20 protein-coding genes are annotated in these 20,560 nt (G+C 41.3%); 16 read left to right on the plus strand and 4 right to left on the minus strand.

What is annotated here, in order from left to right; translation table 11 throughout:
* Window position 1 precedes the first annotated feature (1 nt).
* The 15 genes from ACSQ7D_RS03900 (at window position 2) to tpx (ending at window position 15,107) form a co-directional block, all read left to right on the plus strand.
* Window positions 2-1,879 (plus strand): RagB/SusD family nutrient uptake outer membrane protein, encoded by a 1,878-nt coding sequence (locus tag ACSQ7D_RS03900; protein WP_437135441.1) that lies wholly within the window; start codon window positions 2-4, stop codon window positions 1,877-1,879.
* Between the two features lie 21 nt (window positions 1,880-1,900).
* The gene (locus tag ACSQ7D_RS03905) at window positions 1,901-2,380 is read left to right on the plus strand and encodes a DUF5018-related domain-containing protein (protein WP_009417582.1); all 480 of its coding nucleotides are present in this window, start codon (window positions 1,901-1,903) and stop codon (window positions 2,378-2,380) included.
* Between the two features lie 229 nt (window positions 2,381-2,609).
* Complete coding sequence (locus ACSQ7D_RS03910) at window positions 2,610-4,376, plus strand: ABC transporter ATP-binding protein (protein ID WP_264852996.1); 1,767 nt, start codon at window positions 2,610-2,612, stop codon at window positions 4,374-4,376.
* 105 nt (window positions 4,377-4,481) lie between these two features.
* Window positions 4,482-6,887 (plus strand): DNA translocase FtsK 4TM domain-containing protein, encoded by a 2,406-nt coding sequence (locus tag ACSQ7D_RS03915; protein ID WP_437135442.1) that lies wholly within the window; start codon window positions 4,482-4,484, stop codon window positions 6,885-6,887.
* Between the two features lie 157 nt (window positions 6,888-7,044).
* Window positions 7,045-7,698, plus strand: coding sequence for a DUF4145 domain-containing protein (locus ACSQ7D_RS03920; protein ID WP_178976884.1), 654 nt, complete (start codon window positions 7,045-7,047; stop codon window positions 7,696-7,698).
* Window positions 7,699-7,737: 39 nt separating this feature from the next.
* A complete protein-coding gene (locus ACSQ7D_RS03925; protein WP_178976885.1) occupies window positions 7,738-8,931 on the plus strand; it encodes an aspartate aminotransferase family protein in 1,194 nt (397 codons plus the stop codon).
* A 201-nt stretch (window positions 8,932-9,132) separates the two neighbouring features.
* Window positions 9,133-10,305, plus strand: coding sequence for a nicotinate phosphoribosyltransferase (gene pncB / locus ACSQ7D_RS03930; protein WP_437135443.1), 1,173 nt, complete (start codon window positions 9,133-9,135; stop codon window positions 10,303-10,305).
* Between the two features lie 32 nt (window positions 10,306-10,337).
* Window positions 10,338-10,538, plus strand: a complete 201-nt coding sequence (locus ACSQ7D_RS03935) for a hypothetical protein (RefSeq protein ID WP_048746587.1) — start codon at window positions 10,338-10,340, stop codon at window positions 10,536-10,538.
* 95 nt (window positions 10,539-10,633) lie between these two features.
* Window positions 10,634-11,179, plus strand: coding sequence for a Smr/MutS family protein (locus tag ACSQ7D_RS03940; protein WP_437135444.1), 546 nt, complete (start codon window positions 10,634-10,636; stop codon window positions 11,177-11,179).
* Window positions 11,180-11,860 carry an ABC transporter ATP-binding protein gene (locus tag ACSQ7D_RS03945; protein ID WP_437135445.1) on the plus strand — a complete coding sequence of 227 codons (681 nt, stop codon included), beginning with the start codon at window positions 11,180-11,182 and terminating at the stop codon, window positions 11,858-11,860. It begins immediately after the preceding gene.
* A gap of 41 nt (window positions 11,861-11,901) precedes the next feature.
* Window positions 11,902-12,345: a PepSY-like domain-containing protein gene (locus ACSQ7D_RS03950; RefSeq protein ID WP_437135446.1), complete on the plus strand. Its 444-nt coding sequence runs from the start codon at window positions 11,902-11,904 to the stop codon at window positions 12,343-12,345.
* Window positions 12,346-12,421: 76 nt separating this feature from the next.
* Complete coding sequence (locus ACSQ7D_RS03955) at window positions 12,422-12,868, plus strand: PepSY-like domain-containing protein (RefSeq protein WP_053581837.1); 447 nt, start codon at window positions 12,422-12,424, stop codon at window positions 12,866-12,868.
* Between the two features lies 1 nt (window position 12,869).
* Window positions 12,870-13,304 carry a PepSY-like domain-containing protein gene (locus ACSQ7D_RS03960; RefSeq protein WP_009421883.1) on the plus strand — a complete coding sequence of 145 codons (435 nt, stop codon included), beginning with the start codon at window positions 12,870-12,872 and terminating at the stop codon, window positions 13,302-13,304.
* Window positions 13,305-13,306: 2 nt separating this feature from the next.
* Window positions 13,307-14,536 (plus strand): NAD(P)/FAD-dependent oxidoreductase, encoded by a 1,230-nt coding sequence (locus ACSQ7D_RS03965; RefSeq protein ID WP_437135447.1) that lies wholly within the window; start codon window positions 13,307-13,309, stop codon window positions 14,534-14,536.
* A 73-nt stretch (window positions 14,537-14,609) separates the two neighbouring features.
* Window positions 14,610-15,107, plus strand: a complete 498-nt coding sequence (tpx, locus tag ACSQ7D_RS03970; RefSeq protein WP_278590047.1) for a thiol peroxidase — start codon at window positions 14,610-14,612, stop codon at window positions 15,105-15,107.
* Between the two features lie 57 nt (window positions 15,108-15,164).
* Here tpx and recJ read toward each other — a convergent pair whose 3' ends face one another.
* Window positions 15,165-16,859 (minus strand): single-stranded-DNA-specific exonuclease RecJ, encoded by a 1,695-nt coding sequence (recJ, locus tag ACSQ7D_RS03975; protein WP_437135448.1) that lies wholly within the window; start codon window positions 16,857-16,859, stop codon window positions 15,165-15,167.
* Window positions 16,860-16,922: 63 nt separating this feature from the next.
* Window positions 16,923-17,786 carry a sigma-70 family RNA polymerase sigma factor gene (locus tag ACSQ7D_RS03980; RefSeq protein WP_002673542.1) on the minus strand — a complete coding sequence of 288 codons (864 nt, stop codon included), beginning with the start codon at window positions 17,784-17,786 and terminating at the stop codon, window positions 16,923-16,925.
* Between the two features lie 101 nt (window positions 17,787-17,887).
* Here ACSQ7D_RS03980 and ACSQ7D_RS03985 point away from each other — a divergent pair, with 101 nt between their 5' ends.
* On the plus strand, window positions 17,888-18,883 hold the full coding sequence (locus ACSQ7D_RS03985; protein ID WP_437135449.1) for a glycosyltransferase: 996 nt from the start codon (window positions 17,888-17,890) through the stop codon (window positions 18,881-18,883).
* Between the two features lie 211 nt (window positions 18,884-19,094).
* Here the strand turns inward: ACSQ7D_RS03985 and rsgA are convergent, their stop codons facing one another.
* Complete coding sequence (gene rsgA / locus ACSQ7D_RS03990) at window positions 19,095-20,033, minus strand: ribosome small subunit-dependent GTPase A (protein ID WP_437135450.1); 939 nt, start codon at window positions 20,031-20,033, stop codon at window positions 19,095-19,097.
* 3 nt (window positions 20,034-20,036) lie between these two features.
* Complete coding sequence (locus ACSQ7D_RS03995) at window positions 20,037-20,546, minus strand: CvpA family protein (protein WP_437135451.1); 510 nt, start codon at window positions 20,544-20,546, stop codon at window positions 20,037-20,039.
* Between the last annotated feature and the right edge of the window lie 14 nt (window positions 20,547-20,560).

Genomic DNA, 20,560 nt, shown 5'->3' on the forward strand with positions numbered 1-20,560 from the left:
TATGAAAAAATATATCGAATATATCAGTATAGCGGTAGTTCTAACAGGGCTCACTGCTTGTAATGAACTTGATACCAAACCATTTGAGAGTTATGACGACGAGACGGTTTGGGGCAGTAAAGAGTCGGCTGAGTCGTTTGTAATCAACTCTTATAACGGCACTATTACCAACTTTACAGGTTATGCTTATTCAGAAAGTATTACGCCTAATGGTATCCACAGCGATTTAAACAACTTAGATGTATTTCCTGTGGAGCGATTTGATAGATTTACAGGTTCGGCACAAGGGCTTGATGACTTTTTTGCCAACTTGCGCGAGTGCAATATGATTATAGAGAAAGCTCCTACTGAGGCGTTAAAAGCCGAAGGTTATTTGCTAAGAGGGGTATTATTTTTCCACCAAACACGCTGGCAAGGACGTTTTGTACCCATTTTAAGGGTGCTCAACACCAAAGACAAAGAGGCTTTTAGGACACTCTACACCAAAAATCCTACCGAGAGCTACAAATATGTAATGGACGATTTGACCAAAGCCACCCAAGGAATGCCAGAGACTTCGGCACCAGGGAGAGCCAACAAGTACGCAGCTCACGCTTTTAGAAGCCGTGCTGCCTTGCAAGCCTACGCTTATACCAAAGACGCTCATTATTTAGATATCGCTATTGAATCGGCAAAAGCAGTGATTAATTCAGGCAAATACGCCCTTACTTCGGCAGAAAACTTCGGCAATATGTTTGTAGAGGCAGGCAAGTATGACAAGGAGATTATCTTAGCTCATTATCGCTTGAGCCTCAATACAACGGTGGGTAATTTTAACGAGATGATAAGAGTTGTACCGAATATCAACAATAACGAAGTGAAATTTGTAGGCGGTAAAGAATTTGCCGATGCCAAAGGACGTTCGTTTGAAGGTTGGGCAAGTTACTTCCCTACACAAGATTTAATAGACCAATATTTGGTGGTAGACCAAGCAGACCACACGGCTAAACCTTGGTATGAAACTTCACAGTTCCTCAACAATGTGGAAAACGGAGATATTTCATCGCTTACTGAAGGCGCTTTAAACACCGTGCGCCACAATGTACCTGAAGCTGCCGATTTGGGAACCAATGCCAAAGGGAATATCATCACCCGTTACGGGAAAATAAAAAGTAGTGCCACAGAGACTAACATCAGCAAGCTAATGTATCAGCACCGCGATGCCCGTTTCTATCAAACCGTTGTATACGACCAAAGTAATTGGCTAAAAGAAGAGGTGGAAACCAATATTTGCGGTAACCTATGGGCAGGAGTGCGTGAAGGGCAATCGGACTCTTGGTATACTACCGCTTCGGGGTACTACTGGCGCAAAGCTGTGGTGCAAGTTGAACCCCGCGTGTACGTAAGCAATAATACAGATTACCATTTTGTAATAGCGCGATTGGGTGAAATGTATATGAACTTGGCAGAAGCCTATTTGCTAAAAGGTGATGTGGCACAAGCGGTTACCGCTCTTAACAGAACACGCGTAACCCACGGAAACTTACCTGCTTCGACAGCAGCCACCTTAGCCGATGCTTGGAAAGATTACATACGCGAACGCCGTGTGGAAATGGCTTACGAAGGTGACCTATACTGGAGTTTCTTGCGCTGGGGACAATATGGAGGTGATGCTAATGACGGAGCTGCAGCAGGAGCAGTGATAAACGCACTTAACACCCCTGTGCACAAGATACAAATCACCAAAGACCGCAAGCAGTTTATGGTAGCCCAAATTACCCGCAACGGGGCGTGGGAACGCACTTTTACTACTAAACGCTACTTGATGCCTATTCCACAAGGTACTTTAGACCAGCGCTCGGCAAGTGGTATAAACGACGCACAAAACCCAGGTTGGTAATAACTTAAAAACGAAAGAAAAATGAAAAGATATATATTATATGCACTTTTTGCTATCTTAGCGATAGGCTTTAACAGTTGTTTGAAAAGCAATTTGGAAGAGTTGCCTGCCTTTGAAGAAAATGATGTTACCAATGTAGACAGAGTGGAATATCGGTTTATCAGCGATGAAATATCGAAGGCAAGTAACCAAAAGATTGTGAAATTCATCAATTTAACAGTGAACAAGAAGGAGATTAACAAGACCGATAAAACTGTAAAAATAGAAGTAACAGTACCTGCTGCCAATAGCGATTTCCCGACCGTGGAAAGAGATAAAGTAAGCAAAGCTAATCTCACTGTTATTCTATCGGTTTCCACCGCTGCTCGTGTATTCCCGATAGGCGATGCACCACGATTGGGCACTCCAGGAGACTGGACAAACCCACATAAATACAAGATTGAGGCAGCTAATGGCAATACCGCTGAGTGGACAGTAGAAGTAACAAACGTTACTAAGTAACTTGGTTATTAAATTTTTATAAGGAAAATCGCTACACAGGTTGTAGCGATTTTTTTATATAGTCGTAGCACGAAAGACAATTTAATTAGCAGATTTGAAAATTAGCAAATGAGAACTGGTGAGACGAGGTAGAACTGGGGTGAGATAGAAGAAACGGGGAATAAATGACGAGTGTTAAATTTGGGGATTTGGGAATTAGTTCGTAATTTTGCCACCTTAAAAGAAAACAATGTCAGAAAAAACATCTCGGACTAAACATACTTTTCGTCAGCTGTCGCGCTTTGTAAAACCTTATCGTGGGGTATTTATAGCCGTAGCTCTCTTTGCAGTGCTATCGTCTATCTTTTCGACCGCACAACCTTACCTGATAAAAGTAGCGATTGACAATTATATCACTCCTAAGGATTACGAGGGTTTAGTGCGCATTGTGTACATACTCATAGCTTTACTATGCGCGGAAGTAACAATGCAGTTTCTGTTTTCTTATTACTCTAACTGGCTAGGACAAACGGTAATACGCGATGTGCGAGAAAAGCTTTTTGCGCACTTGTTGCGCTTTAAGATGCGGTATTTTGACAAATCGTCCATAGGGGTATTGGTAACGCGTGCGGTGAACGATATGGAACGGATAGGCGAAATTTTCAGTTCGGGGCTTTTTGAGATGGCAAGCGATATACTGAAAATGTTTGTTATCACGATTGTAATGTTTGTGATTGATTGGAAATTGGCGCTTATCAGCTATGCTACGATGCCTCTGATTTTGTACTTTACGCGTTGGTTTCAACGTTCAATGAACGCTGCTTTTGTGGAGGTACGTCACCAAGTGGCAAACCTAAACGCCTTTGTACAAGAGCGCATTTCGGGTATTAAAGTATTACAACTTTTTGCGCAAGAGCGCGAAGAATTGGAGAATTTCAAAAAGATAAACGAGAAACACAAACAGGCGTGGCTGAAAACGATATGGTACAACTCTATTTTCTTTCCGATTGGCGACTTGTGTGTATCGATTACCATTGCGCTGATTGTGTGGTTTGGCGGTCGGCAAATTATAGGGGATAACGTGTACGACTTAGGGAATATCTTCCTTTTCATACAGCTTTCGCAACAGTTATTCCGACCTATTAGGCATATAGCCGATAAGTTCAACACTTTGCAGATGGGCATTATCGCTTCTGACCGCGTATTTGCTATTTTGGATACTGAAACGGATACTGAAACCGGAGGTGAGAAAGAGTTGAAGGAGGTGAAAGGTAATATTAAGTTTGAAGACGTCCGTTTTGAATACGTAGCAGGGGAAGAAATCTTGCACGGCATTAGTTTTGAAGTAAAAGAAGGCGAAACCATTGCGATTGTAGGGGCAACGGGTGCAGGGAAGACCACTATCACTAATTTGCTAAACCGTTTTTACGACTTGACTTCGGGGGCGATTTACATCGATGGGGTGAACATTGAGGAGTATACTCTCAGTTCGCTACGAGAGCACATTGCTACCGTGTTGCAAGACGTATTCCTATTTGCCGATAGTATTTACAACAATATCACCTTGAAAAATCCTGCTATCACCGAAGAGGAAGTGATTGCGGCTGCTAAGAGTATAGGAGTTCACAACTTTTTGATGAGTTTGCCAGAGGGATATCATTACAACGTGAAAGAGCGTGGGGTTATGCTTTCGGCAGGACAACGCCAGCTGATAGCTTTCTTGCGCGCCTACGTACACAAACCGCAAATTCTTATTTTGGACGAGGCAACGTCTTCAGTAGATTCGCATTCGGAAAAGCTCATACAAGAGGCTACCGATAAGATGACCGAAGGACGCACGTCCATCATCATTGCACACCGCCTTACCACCGTAAAAAAAGCTGATAGAATAATAGTATTAGACAAAGGGAAGATAGTGGAAATAGGCAATCACGAGGAGTTGTTGCAAATAGAAAACGGCTATTACCGCAACTTGTATGAGGTGCAGTTTTTGGAAGAAGTGAAATACAAGGAGTGAGACTACATCTCAGAAATTAGCATAAATGAGGTTCAGAATCAAGTATATAAAACGCATTTGAACTGACGTTACATAAAATTTAATTGAAAAAACGCTTAACTATAAATGGCTAAAAAGAAACAACCACAAGAAACACAAAAGAAGAAGAAGGATACTAATAAACCTCAACAGCGCAAATTGGCTTTTGGCGTATTTTTAGTACTGCTATCGCTGTATTTGGTATTTACCTTTTCGTCATTCTTCTTCTCGTGGCAGACTGACCAAAGTGGATGGGCAGATTTGAGCAATCGGGAAGAAATTGCTGACAATATAGGCAGTAAGATAGGAGCCTATTTGGGTCAGTTATTTGTATATAAAGGTTTTGGACTGGCAGTTATCTTTCCTGTGTGGCTTCTATTTCTATCAGGGATGAAACTTATCCTAAATATGAAAAAGCCATTGCTAAACCGCTGGTTCTGGGGGATTCTGTTAATGGTATTCACTTCAACCGCCTTAGGATTTTTGGGAGGGAAAGCTACCATATTAGCAGGTGTTTCGGGCTATGAACTAAACCATTTTCTACAAGACTATTTGGGCAAATTGGGCACTATACTTCTTTTGGTACTTATAGTGGTACTCTATGCCATTTTCAAACTAAATCTCACTACTGAAAAGGCTGTTAGTTTCTTCCAAAACACATTCTCTAAACTGAAACGCGAAGACGAAGAAGAACAGGAGCAAGGCGATGAGGAGGAAAACAGCTTTGAAAGTATAGAAAAAGAGCCTAATTCCATAGAATTTACTACTGATGAGGGCGAAATAGATTTTATCATTCCACAAGGTGAAAACGAAAAGTTAGACCCTTTTACCCATAAAAAGGAAATTCCGCGCCTTGATGGACAAGAGGGAGGTTTAGAAATCACTAATATTCCCGAAGAGGAACAACCTGATTTTACAGTAACGCCTACTCAGCCAACAGAGGCAATAGACCCCGAGGCTCTGGCTAAGCAATTGGTAGAGAACTATGGAGAGTATGACCCAACGTTAGAACTTAGCGATTACCGTTTCCCTACACTCGACCTCTTAGACGACCCCAAAGACAGTGGTATTGTTATTAACCAAGAAGAATTGGAGGAAAACAAGAATACAATCGTACAAACGCTGAACGATTACAAAATTAAAATAGAGAAGATAAAGGCGACCATAGGTCCTACCGTTACTCTTTACGAAATTGTACCCGAAGCGGGGACACGTATTGCAAAAATCAAGAACTTAGAAGACGACATAGCCCTTTCATTGGCAGCACTTGGTATTCGTATTATCGCACCTATTCCAGGGAAAGGTACGATAGGTATTGAAGTGCCAAACAAGAAGCCTACAATGGTGTATATGCGCACGATGATTACTGCACCGCGATTCCAACACGCCGAAATGGAACTGCCTATCGCCTTCGGAAAAACAATTAGCAACGAAACTTTTGTAGCCGACCTTACCAAAATGCCTCACCTACTAATGGCGGGGGCAACCGGACAAGGTAAATCGGTAGGGATAAATGTAGTGCTCAGTTCGCTACTCTACAAGAAGCACCCAGCCGAAGTGAAGTTTGTGTTAGTAGACCCTAAAAAGGTAGAACTCTCGATATTTGAGCGTATAGAACGTCACTTCCTCGCTAAATTGCCCGATAGTGAAGAAGCAATTATTACCGATAACAAAAAGGTGGTGAACACGCTCAACTCCCTTTGTATAGAGATGGACAACCGCTACGAACTGCTGAAAAATGCCCAAGTGCGGAACATCAAAGAGTACAACGCTAAGTTTAAAGCGCGACAGCTAAACCCTAACGAGGGACACCGCTTCTTACCTTACATCGTATTGGTGGTAGATGAGTTTGCCGACCTGATAATGACAGCAGGCAAGGAGGTAGAACTTCCTATTGCACGATTGGCACAGCTTGCCCGAGCCATTGGTATTCACTTGATTATCGCTACTCAACGCCCATCGACCAATGTGATTACTGGTATTATTAAAGCCAACTTCCCTACGCGTATTGCCTTTAAGGTAAGCTCTAAAATAGACTCTAAAATCATCTTGGACGGCTCAGGAGCAGAACAGCTCATTGGACGAGGTGATATGCTCTACTCGCAAGGAAATGAACCCGTACGTATACAATGTGCTTTTGTAGATACCCCCGAAATAAAACACATTACCGACTTTATTGGGGCACAGCGTGCTTACCCCGATGCGTACTTGCTTCCTGAGTATATAGGACCTGAGGGAGAGGGTGTAGATTTAGACTTCGACCCCTCGGAGCGTGACCCTATGTTCCGCGAAGCTGCCGAAGTGGTAGTGAATGCCCAACAAGGTTCGGCTTCGCTCTTGCAACGCAAACTAAAATTAGGTTACAACCGCGCAGGTCGCCTCATCGACCAATTAGAACACGCAGGTGTAGTAGGTCCGTTTGAAGGCAGTAAGGCAAGACAAGTGCTCATTCAAGACATTGTAAGCTTGGATAGATTGCTTTCTGACAATTAACAATTGATAATTGACAATTGACAATGGTTGCGTCGCATACTCTGGCAAAGTTTCACACTTTGGCAAAGTTGAAATTAGCAACTGACAATGCATACACCGCATACTTTGTTATACTTAAGGATTTTGAAAAAGTGAAAAAATATTAGAATTTGTAAATATGAAAATTATAACACATAATGAATATGCTGAAAATATAGATAAATATCCGGATATTTGTCCCCATTGTCATAAGTATCAAATACCTAAATATATAAGTGGGTTAGATTATTATAATTTTGGAACAAAAATAGTTGAAGCTTTTTTTCAATGTACTAATAGTGATTGTAATAAAGGTTTTATAGCTTATTATTACAAAGGCGTTCTAAGAGAGATATCTATAGGGGCTTTTTTAGAAAAAGAATTTAGCGAGATTATAAAAACAATATCTCCTCAATTCTCTATTATCTATAATCAAGCGTATTTTGCTCAGCAAAATATGCTTGATCAAATTACAGGCGTTGGATATAGAAAAGCATTAGAGTTTCTCATAAAGGATTATGCTATAAAAAATAATCCTTCAGAAGAAAAAAGTATAAAAAAAACACCTTTAATGCAGGTTATCAATAAACATATTGGTGATACTAATATTAAAAATGTTGCAAAACGTGCTGTATGGTTGGGGAATGATGAAACTCATTATATAAGAGTTTGGGAAGATAAGGACTTGTCTTTTCTGAAACAACTTATTGATTTAACAATTCATTGGATAGAAGCAGAAGAACTTACAAAGACAATGATGGAAGAAATGCCAGATAATAAAAATGTTAGATAATAATTAAGACTCTTGGAGAGTAAATAGTGAAAAAAAATAATGAATCAACAACAAGATTTTTTAAAATATCAAGCCCCTACCTCGCCTTATCCGCGATTGTTGGAGGTAGAACGTGCCGAGGGTAGCTATATCTACACTACCGATGGCAAGCGTTATTTAGATTTTGTGGCAGGCGTATCGGCTTGCACCTTAGGGCATTGTCACCCTGCGGTAGTGAAGGCTATCCAAGAGCAGTGTGCTACCTATATGCACGTAATGGTATACGGCGAGTACGTACAAAAACCAGCAGTAGATTTCTGCAAACTCCTTGCTGAACAGTTACCACCAGAGCTCAATACTACCTATTTGGTAAACTCCGGTACGGAAGCTATTGAGGGCTCAGTAAAATTAGCCAAACGCGCTACGGGTAGAACTCAACTTATCGCTGCCAAAAACGCCTACCACGGCAATACACAAGGTTCGATGAGCCTAATGGGCTATGAAGAACGCAAACGCGCTTATCGTCCGCTTATCCCTGATGTAGATTTTATAGAGTTCAACAACGAAGCCGATATCCTCAAAATCACCGAGCGCACCGCAGGGGTAGTCTTGGAAAGTATCCAAGGAGGAGCAGGATTTATCGAACCCCAAAACGACTATCTTATCAAGGTAAAACGCCGTTGTGAAGAAGTGGGAGCCCTGCTTATCATCGACGAGATACAACCAGGTTTCGGACGTACCGGCAAGCTCTTTGGTTTCCAAAACTATGGCTTTACCCCCGATATTATCGCAATAGGCAAGGGTATGGCAAGCGGTATGCCGGTAGGGGCATTCGTGTCGTCGTATGAGCGTATGCAACTATTGGCAAACAGTCCTAAAATGGGGCATATCACCACTTTTGGGGGCAACCCTGTGATAGCAGCAGCCTCGTTGGCAACTCTCAATCAGCTCCTCACTACCGACCTAATGGCTCAAACCTTAGAGAAAGAAAAACTCTTCCGCAAGTATTTGCAACACCCACTCATTGAAAGCGTGAACGGTAAAGGACTGATGTTAGCAGTTATCGTTAAGACTGCCGAAATCGCCGATTTTGTAGTGAATTACTGTCAAGATAGGGGACTCATTGTGTATTGGCTGTTGTTTGAACACCGCGCCGTACGACTTTCTCCTCCACTTACCCTTACAGAAGAAGAAATAAAAGAAGGCTGTGATATTATCTTGGAAGCATTGAATCAAGTAGAGAAATCATTCTAAATTATTGCTATCTACATTTAATTCCTTTTTAATCGAAGCTAAAGCGAACCTAAGGCGAATCTAAACCAAAGCTAAGACGAAAAATAGGTGGAATAGAATTAGGAAGCAATCGGTTATAATTGCAATTTATTTATTATCTTTGCCCAAAATAAGTTTTTTAAACTTACTAATTATCCATTGTAAATTGTTAATTGAAAATATATGTCTGCAATCCTAAACTCATTATTAGACAACGATTTTTACAAATTCACTATGCAATGTGGCGTAGTGCAGTTATTTCCTAAAAACAAAGCACGTTACACTTTTATCAACCGTGGCAAACACGAATTCCCCGATGGCTTTGCTGAGGCTTTGAGAGAAGAGGTGAACAATATGGCAAAACTGAAACTCACCAAAGCCGAAAAGCAGTTTTTGATAGATAACTGCCCCTATTTGAGTCCGCTGTATTTAGACTTTTTGGAAGGGTATCGCTATGACCCTTCGGAAGTACATATCGAACAAAACGGTAGCGACTTGCAGGTAACTGTTGAGGGCTATTGGTATCGCACGATACTTTGGGAAGTGCCCCTACTTTCTATAATTAGCGAGCTCTTCTATAAACTCACCAAAGCGACCGCTTGGACAGATGAGCAAGTGATAGCTAATACTCGTGAAAAAGAATTGTTATACAAAGAATTAGGAGTGGTATTTGCCGAGTTTGGTACCCGTCGTCGCCATTCGTATCACGTGCACGACATCGTGATGCATACCTTAATGGAAGGCTACAACCAAACCTTTATAGGTTCCAGCAATGTGCATTTTGCGATGAAATACAAGGTAAAACCGATAGGTACTCACGCTCACGAGTGGTTTATGTTCCACGCAGCTGAGTACAGCTACAAAATGGCTAATGCACTCTCTCTCGAACACTGGGTGGATGTGTACCGTGGCGACCTTGGGGTAGCACTATCGGATACGTATACTACCGATGTGTTTTTCAAGCAGTTCGATAAGAAGTTCAGCAAGTTGTTCGACGGTGTGCGTCACGATAGTGGCGACCCTATAGTCTTTGCCGAAAAGACAATAGCACACTACAAGAAGATGGGGATAGACCCACTCTCTAAATACATTATCTTCTCTGACGGACTTAACCCTAAGAAAGTACAAGCAATTACCGAAGCTTGTAAAGGTAAAATAGGTATTTCATTTGGGATAGGTACCGACCTCACTAATGATGTAGGCTTACGTCCGATGAACATAGTGATGAAGCTCACTGGGGTACTTACCAGCGATAACGAGTGGGTACCTACTGTAAAACTTTCAGACGAGCCTAACAAACACACGAGCGACCCAAGAATGATTGAACTCGCAAAAGGAATATTGGCAATTAGCTAATGAGCTAATGAGCAAATTGATAAATGGAATTTATGAATTATATATTAATGATTTTAGGGATATTGGTAGCACTGTCGCGTTATCTTTTTCCCAAATACGACCAAGCGTTACTCATCATAGGTATAAGCCTACTGATGATAGGTATCTATCGCATTTCGCGCAACCTACCCTCTAAAAATGAGGAAGATTTTCAAGACCCAGCGACGAAAATAAGAAACCCAGAAGACGAATGACGAGTGACGAATGACGTTTCGTGTCTCTAAAATGGGACAATTTACAAATTTACAAACTAACAAATTAACTGCCCGTACGGCTCACACCTCGCACTGTGAACATAGGAGATTACATAGAAGTATTAGACGATACCATTAAAGGACACATCGTGCGCCTTACGCCTCAGCAGGTAACAGTGCTTACTACTGAGGGGTTTGAATTAACTTACCGCCCTGAGGAAATAATAGTTATTGAAGAGGAAGCGCCTTTAAAAGGTGCTTTTACCAATATAGATGAAGAGAGTTTGCGCAAAGATGTAGTGAGCAAGCGAAAGAACAAATCGCCACTCACTAAAAAAGAGCGTAATATCCCTCCAATGGAAGTAGATTTGCACATTGAGCAACTGGTCGATTCTACTAAGAATATGACCAACTACGATATGCTTACCCTACAACTCGAAACCGCTCGTCGGCAGTTAGAGTTTGCCATTGCACAGCGTATCCAACGGGTAGTGTTTATTCACGGAGTAGGCGAAGGCGTGTTGCGCACCGAATTAGAATTCCTGTTGGGGCGTTATTCTAATGTTACTTTCTACGATGCCGAATATGCCAAATACGGCATAGGCGCTACCGAAGTATATATCTATCAAAATGCCAAATAAATGATTCAAGCTACCAATATTCATAAAACTTATAAAGATTTAGAAGTGCTCAAAGGCGTATCGGTGAATGTTGCCAAAGGCGAAATCGTATCGATAGTAGGAGCTTCAGGAGCAGGAAAAACTACCCTGTTACACATCTTAGGTACTTTGGACAGTCCAGATGCCAATAAACCATCGTCGTTGGTGATTAATGGTACGGATATATTGTCGTTATCCTCCAAAGCCTTGGCAAAATTCCGCAATGAACACATAGGCTTTATCTTTCAATTTCACCAGTTGTTGCCCGAGTTCACTGCTTTGGAGAATATCTGCATTCCTGCACTCATCAAAGGGGTAGGCAGGAAAGAAGCCGAAAAGCGCGCGATGGAGCTCTTAGACTTTTTGCACCTCACCTCGCGTGCTGACCATAAGCCCAATGCCCTTTCAGGAGGCGAACAACAACGAGTGTCGGTAGCACGCGCCTTGATGAACCACCCTTCGGTAGTATTCGCTGATGAACCCAGTGGCAACCTCGATTCCGAAAGTGCTGAAAAACTACACCAACTCTTTTTCCAACTGCGTAATGAGTTCCAGCAGACATTTGTAATCGTTACCCATAACGAAGAATTGGCTACTATGGCAGATAGAAAGCTGGTGATGGTAGATGGAAGGATAATTATTCCCAATTCTTTCCCAAATTAGGTAGTATCTTTGCCCCGTTAAACTTAAAAACAGATTAAACGATGAAAAAATTAGTATCAATTATCACCACTTTTTTATTGACTGTAATAGCAGTGCAAAATGTATCAGCTAAAGACACTCCTATTACTTTTGAACAATTGCCAGCTAAGGCGCAAGCTTTCGTGAAACAATACTTTAAAGTAAATGATATCGCATCGGTATGGAAAGACGACGATTTCCACGACCAAGATTACAAAGTGTATTTTAACGATGGCACTCAAATTGAATTCTATAGCAATGGCGACTGGGAAGAAGTAAAAACTCGCACTCAGGCTGTACCTGCAAAACTCATTCCTAATGGTATCGCTCAGTACGTAAAGAAAACCTACCCTCAAACGGATATCTACAAAATCCAAAAGAAACGCTATGGCTATGAGGTAGAGCTCGCTAACGGACTCGATTTGGAATTCAATGCTAAAGGACAATTTTTAAGAATAGATGACTAATAAAAAGTACCATTCATTTGGTACTTTTTTTATTTTTAGCTACTTTTGTCGCCTTAAATATATCAATTATAAAAAGATGAATACATTCAAAACATTATCAACAGTAGTCTTCTCTTTACTTGCTTTTGGAGTAGCTACCGCTCAAGACGAAGGTCTTGTACCTATAAGTACTTTGCCTGCTAGTGCACAAAGTTTTATTAATCAACATTTTTCTGCTAATAGTATCGTTTCGGTATGGCAAGATACCGAGAAAGGCAAAGTAGAGGACTACACCGTGCTCTTTGCTGATGGTACAGAAATAGAGTTTCGTGCTGATGGCAATTGGAAAGAAGTGAAATCACGCAACGGACAAGTTTCGCCCAAGATTGTTCCTACAAAAATTACTAAGTATGTGCACAAAAACTACCCTAATGTAATCGTTAAAGAAATTAAAAAAGGGCGTACTAAATACGAAGTAGACCTTTCTAACGGGGTAGAACTCATTTTTAACTTAAATGGTAAATTCTTAAAAATAGACGACTAAAATGAAACGATTTTTATTACTCATTGCTGCTACACTTACCTTCAGCGTAGCCTCAGCACAGGACAAAAAAGTAACTTTTAACGACCTCCCTGCTGATGCTATCAACTTTGTACGCGAGCATTTTTTGGTAGACCACATCGCTTCGGTATGGAAAGACACCGATTACAAGGACGAAGAGTACACCGTCATCTTTCGCGATGGACTTGAAATAGAGTTTAACGGAGATGGCGATTGGAAAGAGCTTAAAGCTCGTCACGGCAAAGTGCCTGATCACGTAGTACCCGAAAAAATATTAGCACACGTACGTGCCACTTTCCCTTTTGAATCTATCAAAGAAGTATCGCGCAACCTTAGTAAAAAGAAATATGAAGCAGAACTTACCGACGATCAAGAACTTAAATTTGACGATAAGTTCAATTTTATTGGGGTAAAATAACTATGTACGACCTTCTTATTATCGGTGGAGGAGCTGCTGGCTTCTTCACCGCTATTAATACTGCTGAAAAACACCCTAACTTTAAGATTGCTATCCTCGAAAAAAGCAAAGAAGTACTCCACAAAATGCGCATTTCAGGTGGAGGACGCTGTAACCTCACCAACGCTACTTTTACTCCCCAAGAACTCGTAAAGAACTATCCTCGTGGCAGTAAGGAACTCCTCAGTCCCTTCTACCGTTTTATGTGTGGTGATACAATAGACTGGTTTGAAGCTCACGGTGTCCCTCTCAAAACTGAAGCTGATGGTCGTGTATTTCCTATTTCTAATACTTCGGAGAGCATTGTAAATTGCTTCCTCAACGAAATAAAAAAACACCATATAGAGCTCTTCGCTGAGCAGAATGTACAAGCCTTCTCTCCTACTCCCGAAGGTTGGCAAGTAAGTACACCCAAACAGACCTACATTGCTCAAAATATAGTCATTACCACTGGCAGTAACCCTAAAATATGGCAATTGTTAGCTAATTTGGGGCATACCATCATAGCACCAGTCCCTTCGTTATTTACCTTTCATACTTCCACCCAATGGACAAAAGAACTATCGGGTATTACTGTAAATGCGTCTGTACGTTTGCTTAGCAAAGAAGGAAAATCACTAAAAATAACCGAAACTGCTCCACTACTCTTCACTCATACAGGTTTTAGTGGACCTGCGGTATTGCGCGCCTCGGCTTGGGGAGCTCGTGTGCTAGCTGAATGTAACTACCAATGCTTAATGGAAGTAAATTTCACCGCTAACGTTACAGAGGCGCTTTCTTATGACGAAACGCTCTCTGTTCTCCAAGAGTTTAAACAACACAACGGACGCAAAACAATGCAAAGTTTCTCACTTTTTGAACTCCCCAAACGCTTATGGTCTGCTCTTTTAGAAAATGCAGATATCGCTCCTGAACAAGTGTGGGCAGAACTCAACAAAACACAATTGCGTCGGCTTGCTGAAGCTCTTACCCAATATCGTTTTCCCATAGAGGGCAAAGCTACCTTCAAAGAAGAATTTGTAACAGCAGGTGGTGTAAAACTCTCTGAAATCAACTTTAAGACTTATGAGAGCAAGCTATACCCTCAGCTCTATTTAGCAGGAGAAGTACTAGATATTGATGCTATTACTGGAGGGTTTAACTTCCAAAATGCGTGGACGGGTGGTTATATCATTGCAGAAAGTATTCAATAATAATCCTATTATAAACTTAATACTTGGCATTATTTTTGTTTTATTTCCATATTATTAATAATAACTATATTTTATGGCAAATATTACGTTTCACGAACAACCAGCTCATACTGTTGGAGAACTTCCCATAGTGGGTACTATAGCTCCTAATTTTTCAGCTGTAAGGAATGATTTAGCTGAAGTAACACTCAAAGACTTTCAAGGAAAGAAAGTTGTACTAAATATTTTTCCGAGTGTAGATACAGGTGTATGTGCCACTTCTGTGCGCAAATTTCACGTGGAAGCTTCTAAACTCAGCAATGTAGCTATCCTTTGTGTATCTAAAGACCTTCCTTTTGCACTTACTCGCTTTTGTGCTGCTGAAGGAATAGACAATCTCACTATGCTTTCAGACTTTAGAGGTGATTTTGCAAAGCATTACCCTATTGTCTTTACTGATACTCCTTTAAAAGGGTTATTATCACGTTGTGTAATAGTTTTAGATGAGCAAGGGAAAGTGGTTTATACAGAACAAGTAGCTGAAACCACAGACGAGCCTAACTACGTTAAAGCGTTAGAGGCTTTGAAATAGGTAAGGAAACAAATAAAAAAAAGAGGTTATTGGAATAGTATTCTAATAACCTCTTTTTTATTTTATATCTCTTATTTGTAACTGTAAACTTACTCTGCCATTCCACTGATTTTCTTCTATTGAATATACTATGCTGAAAGGTCTGCCAGAGGTTACTATGGGGAGTTTATGTGCTAAACCAAAGCCTACTGCGTCGTAATACGAGGTAGTACCTACTTCTTTTAAGGTGAGTTTTAAGTGTTCTTCATCTTTACCGATACGTTTAGCAAAGCCGGTATCTATTACGTTTTCGGCATAGAAAAGCGGAGGGAGATTTAGAGGACCGAAAGGCTCGAACTGTTTGAGTACGTTATACAACTTTTGGGTAAGTTTGCTCAATGGCAAAGCGGTATCTATAAAGAGTTTAGGAAAGCGAAGCGAAGAGTCTATGGTTTGCTTTACTACTTCTTCAAAGGCATTTTTGAAAAGCGGATACTGTTCAGGACGCAAAGTGAGTCCGGCAGCGTATTTATGACCACCAAACTGCTCCAAATACTCACTGCATTGTTCCAAAGCTTCGTAAATATCAAATCCTTGTACCGAACGCGCTGAAGCAGCATACTTATTACCACTCTTAGTAAAGACTACCGTAGGACGATAATAATGCTCTATAAGGCGAGAGGCGACAATACCTATCACCCCCTTATGCCATTCTTCATTAAACACTACCGACGTATAGTGTTCTTGCTCGCCATTTGCCTCTATTTGGTTGAGGGCTTCGGTGGCGATACTGCTGTCCAGCTCTTTCCTATGTGTATTAAGTGCGTCTATTTCCTTAGCTTTAAGTATGGCTTGTTCTTCATCAGTTTCGGTGAGGAGAGCAACGGCGTATTTGCCGTGTTCTATACGTCCTGCTGCATTCACACGAGGTGCTGCTTTAAACACTACATCGGTTATGGTAATTTTACCTTGATGCTCACCAAAAAGCGCTTTTACGCCTGCCGATGGATTATTATTGAGCACTTCTAAACCAAAGTACGTCAAGCAGCGATTCTCGCCGTCCATTGGTACGATGTCGGCAGCAGTAGCAACGGCTACTAAGTCTAAAAGGGGAATGAGTTCGCTGAACGGGCGTTGTAAATACTCGTGATAAGCTTGGGCTAATTTAAACCCTAAACCACAACCACAGAGTTCTTTATATGGGTAAGGACAATCAGATTGCTGGGGGTCGAGCACGGCAATAGCATCTGGCACTTGTTCCGAAGGACGGTGGTGGTCGGCAATAATAAAGTCAATGGCTTTTTCTTTGGCATATTCTACTTTGTCAATGGCTTTGATACCGCAGTCGAGCGCAATGATGAGGGTACAACCTTGCGCCTCGGCATAGTCTATTCCTTGAAAAGAAATACCATAGCCTTCGGTATATCGGTCAGGGACGTAGGTGTACAATTTAGAAGTAAAGTTGCTGAGATAGCGCTCCATTAAAGAAACGGCGCTAGTACCATCGACATCGTAATCACCATAAATAAGGATTGTTTCGTTACTTTTTAAGGCTCGATCTAAACGAGCAACGGCTTCTTTCATTCCTTTCATCAGGAAAGGATTATGTAATTGTGAGAGTGTAGGACGGAAGAAATCTTTTGCTTGCTGAAAAGTAGTCACGCCTCGTTGAGCTAAAAGAATAGCCAAAGGCTCACTGATGTTGAGCTCTTGTTGCAAAGTAGCGACAATGGCTTGCGGTGGTAGTGGTTTAAAGTCCCAAGTGTAGTCCATTTGATAATGATTAATGATTAACGGTTAGTGGTTAATTTATCATTATCCACTAACCGTTAATCATTATCCTAAGTATGTTTTTAGAATTTTACTGCGGGAAGTGTGTTTAAGGCGACGTATTGCTTTTTCTTTGATTTGGCGTACACGTTCGCGGGTGAGGTCGAAGGTTTCACCTATTTCTTCGAGGGTCATTGCGTGCTGGTCGGAAAGACCGAAATACAAACGAACTACATCGGCTTCGCGAGGGGTAAGCGTTTCGAGCGCACGCTCTATCTCGGTGCGCAAAGAATCTAATATTAAAGCTTTATCGGGGTTAGGTGACTCGTTACTGCGAATCACGTCGTAAAGGTTAGAGTCTTCTCCTTCTACCAAAGGTGCGTCCATAGAAATGTGGCGACCTGCATTCTTCATAGATTCCTTCACATCATTTACCGACATATCAAGTTCGCGCGCAATCTCTTCGGCTGAAGGTACGCGTTCATTGGCTTGCTCGAGGTAAGCATACATCTTGTTAATTTTGTTGATAGAACCTATTTTATTCAGCGGTAAGCGCACAATACGCGATTGTTCGGCTAAGGCTTGGAGAATAGATTGGCGAATCCACCATACGGCGTAGGAAATGAATTTGAATCCACGGGTTTCGTCGAAGCGTTGTGCTGCTTTAATGAGCCCTAAGTTTCCTTCGTTGATAAGGTCGGGCAGGGTAAGCCCTTGGTTTTGGTATTGTTTAGCTACTGATACCACGAAGCGCAAATTGGCTTTGGTGAGTTTTTCTAAGGCGGCTACATCGCCTGCCTTAATGCGTTGTGCCAATTCTACCTCTTCATCAGCAGTAATCAAATCTACACGACCAATCTCTTGCAAATACTTATCAAGAGACGCGGTTTCACGGTTGGTTACCTGTTTGGTAATTTTTAGTTGTCTCATTCAGAAAAAATCCTTATTTTTGTCGATTCTTATACGCATATTATACGTATGGTATTATAGAGATGTTACAAAATCTTTTAATTTTAACATTACTTTAACAGATGAAATATAGTTTTATTATCCCTATATACAATCGCCCTGAGGAACTTGACGAACTGCTAAACAGCCTTGCATCACAAACTTACGAAGGTGATTTTGAAGTAGTAGTGATAGAGGACGGCTCTACTATTACCTCAGAGCAGATATGTAAAAAATACCAAAACGATTTATCAATCACCTATCTTCCTAAACCTAACACAGGCCCTGGTGACTCTCGCAATTACGGTATGCAACGCGCTCAACACGATTATTTTCTCATTTTAGATTCCGATTGCATTTTGCCTTCTCATTATTTGGAAGCGGTAGATGACTTCTTGCAAGCCCATTACGTAGATTGTTTTGGGGGCTCGGATACTGCTACCGATGACTTTACCGATATTCAGAAAGCTATTAACTATACGATGACTTCTTTGCTGACTACGGGGGGCATTCGCGGTAGCCAAAAGCGTATTCAGCGGTTTGAACCTCGCAGTTTTAATATGGGTTTATCGCGTAAAGCTTTTGAGGCGACGGGAGGTTTTGGAAAAATACACCCTGGTGAAGACCCTGATTTAGTGATACGCCTTTGGGAAAAGGGTTTTGATTCGGCTTTTATTCCTACTGCTTTTGTGTTTCACAAACGGCGCATTTCGTGGGCGAAATTCCGCACCCAAGTGAGCAAATTTGGACAAACGCGGGCTATCCTTAACCATTGGCACCCACAAACGCGCAAGCTGACTTTTTGGTTGCCTACTTGCTTTGACTTGGGACTTTGTGGCGCTATACTGTTAGCCTTTTTTGGACACATCGCTCCCTTGCTTGTATACGTTTCTTATTTTATATTGATAGGGTGGGACAGTGCCCGAGAGAACCGCAGTGTGAAGATAGGATTTTTATCGGTTTGGGCACTTCTGGTACAGTTTTTTAGTTATGGTTGGGGATTTCTCAGAGCAACATTAAAAATAGCTTTCGTTAAGAAACCAATCGAAACTCTTTTCCCGCATTTATTCTTTAAATAACCCCTTTTTTAGTAGTAGGGAGCTTATAGAAAGCTTATAGGAAGCTTATACGAATCTTGGACGATTGGTATAGGATAGCTATATAAAGATTTGATTTTCAAACTGCTATAAAGGGCATTTACACAGAAATAAAACGAAAGAAAACAGACCTCTAATAGGAGGTCTGTTGCTTGTAAGAGGAAGGTGTTTTATTTTAATATTGTTTTTTGCGTTACTCTCCTTCGCCTTCTCGGTATACGCTTTCTTCGCCTTTTAGGATTTGGAGATAGCTTTTGTAGCGAGACCAAGCGATTTCATCGCGGTCTAAGGCTGCTTTTACAGCGCATTGGGGTTCATCGGTATGGAGACAGTTATTGAACTTACATTGGTGTTTGAGAGCGAAAAACTCGGGAAAATAGTTGGTGAGTTCTTCTTTTTCGATTTCTACCATACCAAAGCCTTTGATACCTGGAGTATCAATAATGTGTGCCCCAAAAGGCAAATCGAACATCTCGGCAAAAGTGGTAGTGTGCTGACCTTGCTGATGTTGCTGAGAGATTTCGGCAGTTTTGAGATGTAAATTGGGAGCTATGGCATTGATGAGAGTAGACTTGCCCGCACCAGAATGCCCTGATACCACGCAGGTTTTTCCTTCCATAGTAGCTTTTACCTTATCGATATTTTTGCCCGTAGTAGCCGAAACACCTATACATTCATAACCTGCCTTGCGGTATATTGAAGCGAGGTATTTCACTTCGGTGAGCTCGTCTTCTGTATAAGTATCTACTTTGTTGAAAAGCAATACGGTTTTGATACCATAGGCTTCGGCAGTTACTAAAAAACGGTCGATGAAAGTAGTAGAGGTAGGCGGATTGTTGAGGGTTACTACCAAGAAAGCAAGGTTGATATTAGAAGCGATGATATGAGTTTGCTTAGAGAGGTTTACCGATTTGCGAATAATGTAGTTATCGCGTTCTTTTATCTCGGTAATGACGCCTCTGTTGCTCTCTTCCAAACGAAAGAGAACGCGGTCGCCCACGGCTATGGGATTTGTGTTCTTAATGCCTTTTAGGCGAAATTTGCCTTTGATGCGACACTCGTAGAACTGCCCCGTAGCGACGTCCTTCACTGTGTACCAGCTTCCTGTAGATTTATAGACTAACCCTTCCATTTATTATTCACTTTTCTCTTCTTTTTTCTCTTTCTCGGGAAATACATTGGCGTATACTACTTGACTGATACTCTTTACGGGTTTGTACAGAAGAGATTCACTCAAAGCGGAGACTGAGAGCCACTTTTCGGTTTGAAAGGTGCGCTCTAAAAACAAGAACATCGACCCTGCAATTACAGCCACTTTGAGTAAGCCAAACAAGGCTCCTGCTAAACGGTTCAGAAAACCAAGTTCGGCAATTTTGAGCATCTGGGTAAGGACTTTAGCTAAGAGCATTACCCCCAGCATTAATACGATGAGGGTAATACCAAATGCAAAAATCTCCAAGGTTTGCTTTTCGGCAGGTAGAATCTTGTCTAACAACGAGGCTGTAAAGAACGAAAAGTGTATCGCCCCATAGATACCTATCACAATAGCTAATAGCGATGCCATTTCGATGATAACCCCTCGCATAAAGCCACGTACAGCTCCGAAAGCCAGAACTACCAGTAATAAAATATCTATCTTATTCATTTATCAATTATATT

The organism is Capnocytophaga sp. G1920 (genome assembly GCF_051417515.1).

What these genes read in the sequence shown, in the direction of transcription:
- ACSQ7D_RS03900 (WP_437135441.1), top strand. Translation starts at nt 2, where the DNA reads ATGAAAAAATATATCGAATATATCAGTATAGCGGTAGTTCTAACAGGG.
- ACSQ7D_RS03905 (WP_009417582.1), top strand. Translation starts at nt 1,901, where the DNA reads ATGAAAAGATATATATTATATGCACTTTTTGCTATCTTAGCGATAGGC.
- ACSQ7D_RS03910 (WP_264852996.1), top strand. Translation starts at nt 2,610, where the DNA reads ATGTCAGAAAAAACATCTCGGACTAAACATACTTTTCGTCAGCTGTCG.
- ACSQ7D_RS03915 (WP_437135442.1), top strand. Translation starts at nt 4,482, where the DNA reads ATGGCTAAAAAGAAACAACCACAAGAAACACAAAAGAAGAAGAAGGAT.
- ACSQ7D_RS03920 (WP_178976884.1), top strand. Translation starts at nt 7,045, where the DNA reads ATGAAAATTATAACACATAATGAATATGCTGAAAATATAGATAAATAT.
- ACSQ7D_RS03925 (WP_178976885.1), top strand. Translation starts at nt 7,738, where the DNA reads ATGAATCAACAACAAGATTTTTTAAAATATCAAGCCCCTACCTCGCCT.
- pncB (WP_437135443.1), top strand. Translation starts at nt 9,133, where the DNA reads ATGTCTGCAATCCTAAACTCATTATTAGACAACGATTTTTACAAATTC.
- ACSQ7D_RS03935 (WP_048746587.1), top strand. Translation starts at nt 10,338, where the DNA reads ATGAATTATATATTAATGATTTTAGGGATATTGGTAGCACTGTCGCGT.
- ACSQ7D_RS03945 (WP_437135445.1), top strand. Translation starts at nt 11,180, where the DNA reads ATGATTCAAGCTACCAATATTCATAAAACTTATAAAGATTTAGAAGTG.
- ACSQ7D_RS03950 (WP_437135446.1), top strand. Translation starts at nt 11,902, where the DNA reads ATGAAAAAATTAGTATCAATTATCACCACTTTTTTATTGACTGTAATA.
- ACSQ7D_RS03955 (WP_053581837.1), top strand. Translation starts at nt 12,422, where the DNA reads ATGAATACATTCAAAACATTATCAACAGTAGTCTTCTCTTTACTTGCT.
- ACSQ7D_RS03960 (WP_009421883.1), top strand. Translation starts at nt 12,870, where the DNA reads ATGAAACGATTTTTATTACTCATTGCTGCTACACTTACCTTCAGCGTA.
- ACSQ7D_RS03965 (WP_437135447.1), top strand. Translation starts at nt 13,307, where the DNA reads ATGTACGACCTTCTTATTATCGGTGGAGGAGCTGCTGGCTTCTTCACC.
- tpx (WP_278590047.1), top strand. Translation starts at nt 14,610, where the DNA reads ATGGCAAATATTACGTTTCACGAACAACCAGCTCATACTGTTGGAGAA.
- recJ (WP_437135448.1), bottom strand. Translation starts at nt 16,859, where the DNA reads ATGGACTACACTTGGGACTTTAAACCACTACCACCGCAAGCCATTGTC.
- ACSQ7D_RS03980 (WP_002673542.1), bottom strand. Translation starts at nt 17,786, where the DNA reads ATGAGACAACTAAAAATTACCAAACAGGTAACCAACCGTGAAACCGCG.
- ACSQ7D_RS03985 (WP_437135449.1), top strand. Translation starts at nt 17,888, where the DNA reads ATGAAATATAGTTTTATTATCCCTATATACAATCGCCCTGAGGAACTT.
- rsgA (WP_437135450.1), bottom strand. Translation starts at nt 20,033, where the DNA reads ATGGAAGGGTTAGTCTATAAATCTACAGGAAGCTGGTACACAGTGAAG.
- ACSQ7D_RS03995 (WP_437135451.1), bottom strand. Translation starts at nt 20,546, where the DNA reads ATGAATAAGATAGATATTTTATTACTGGTAGTTCTGGCTTTCGGAGCT.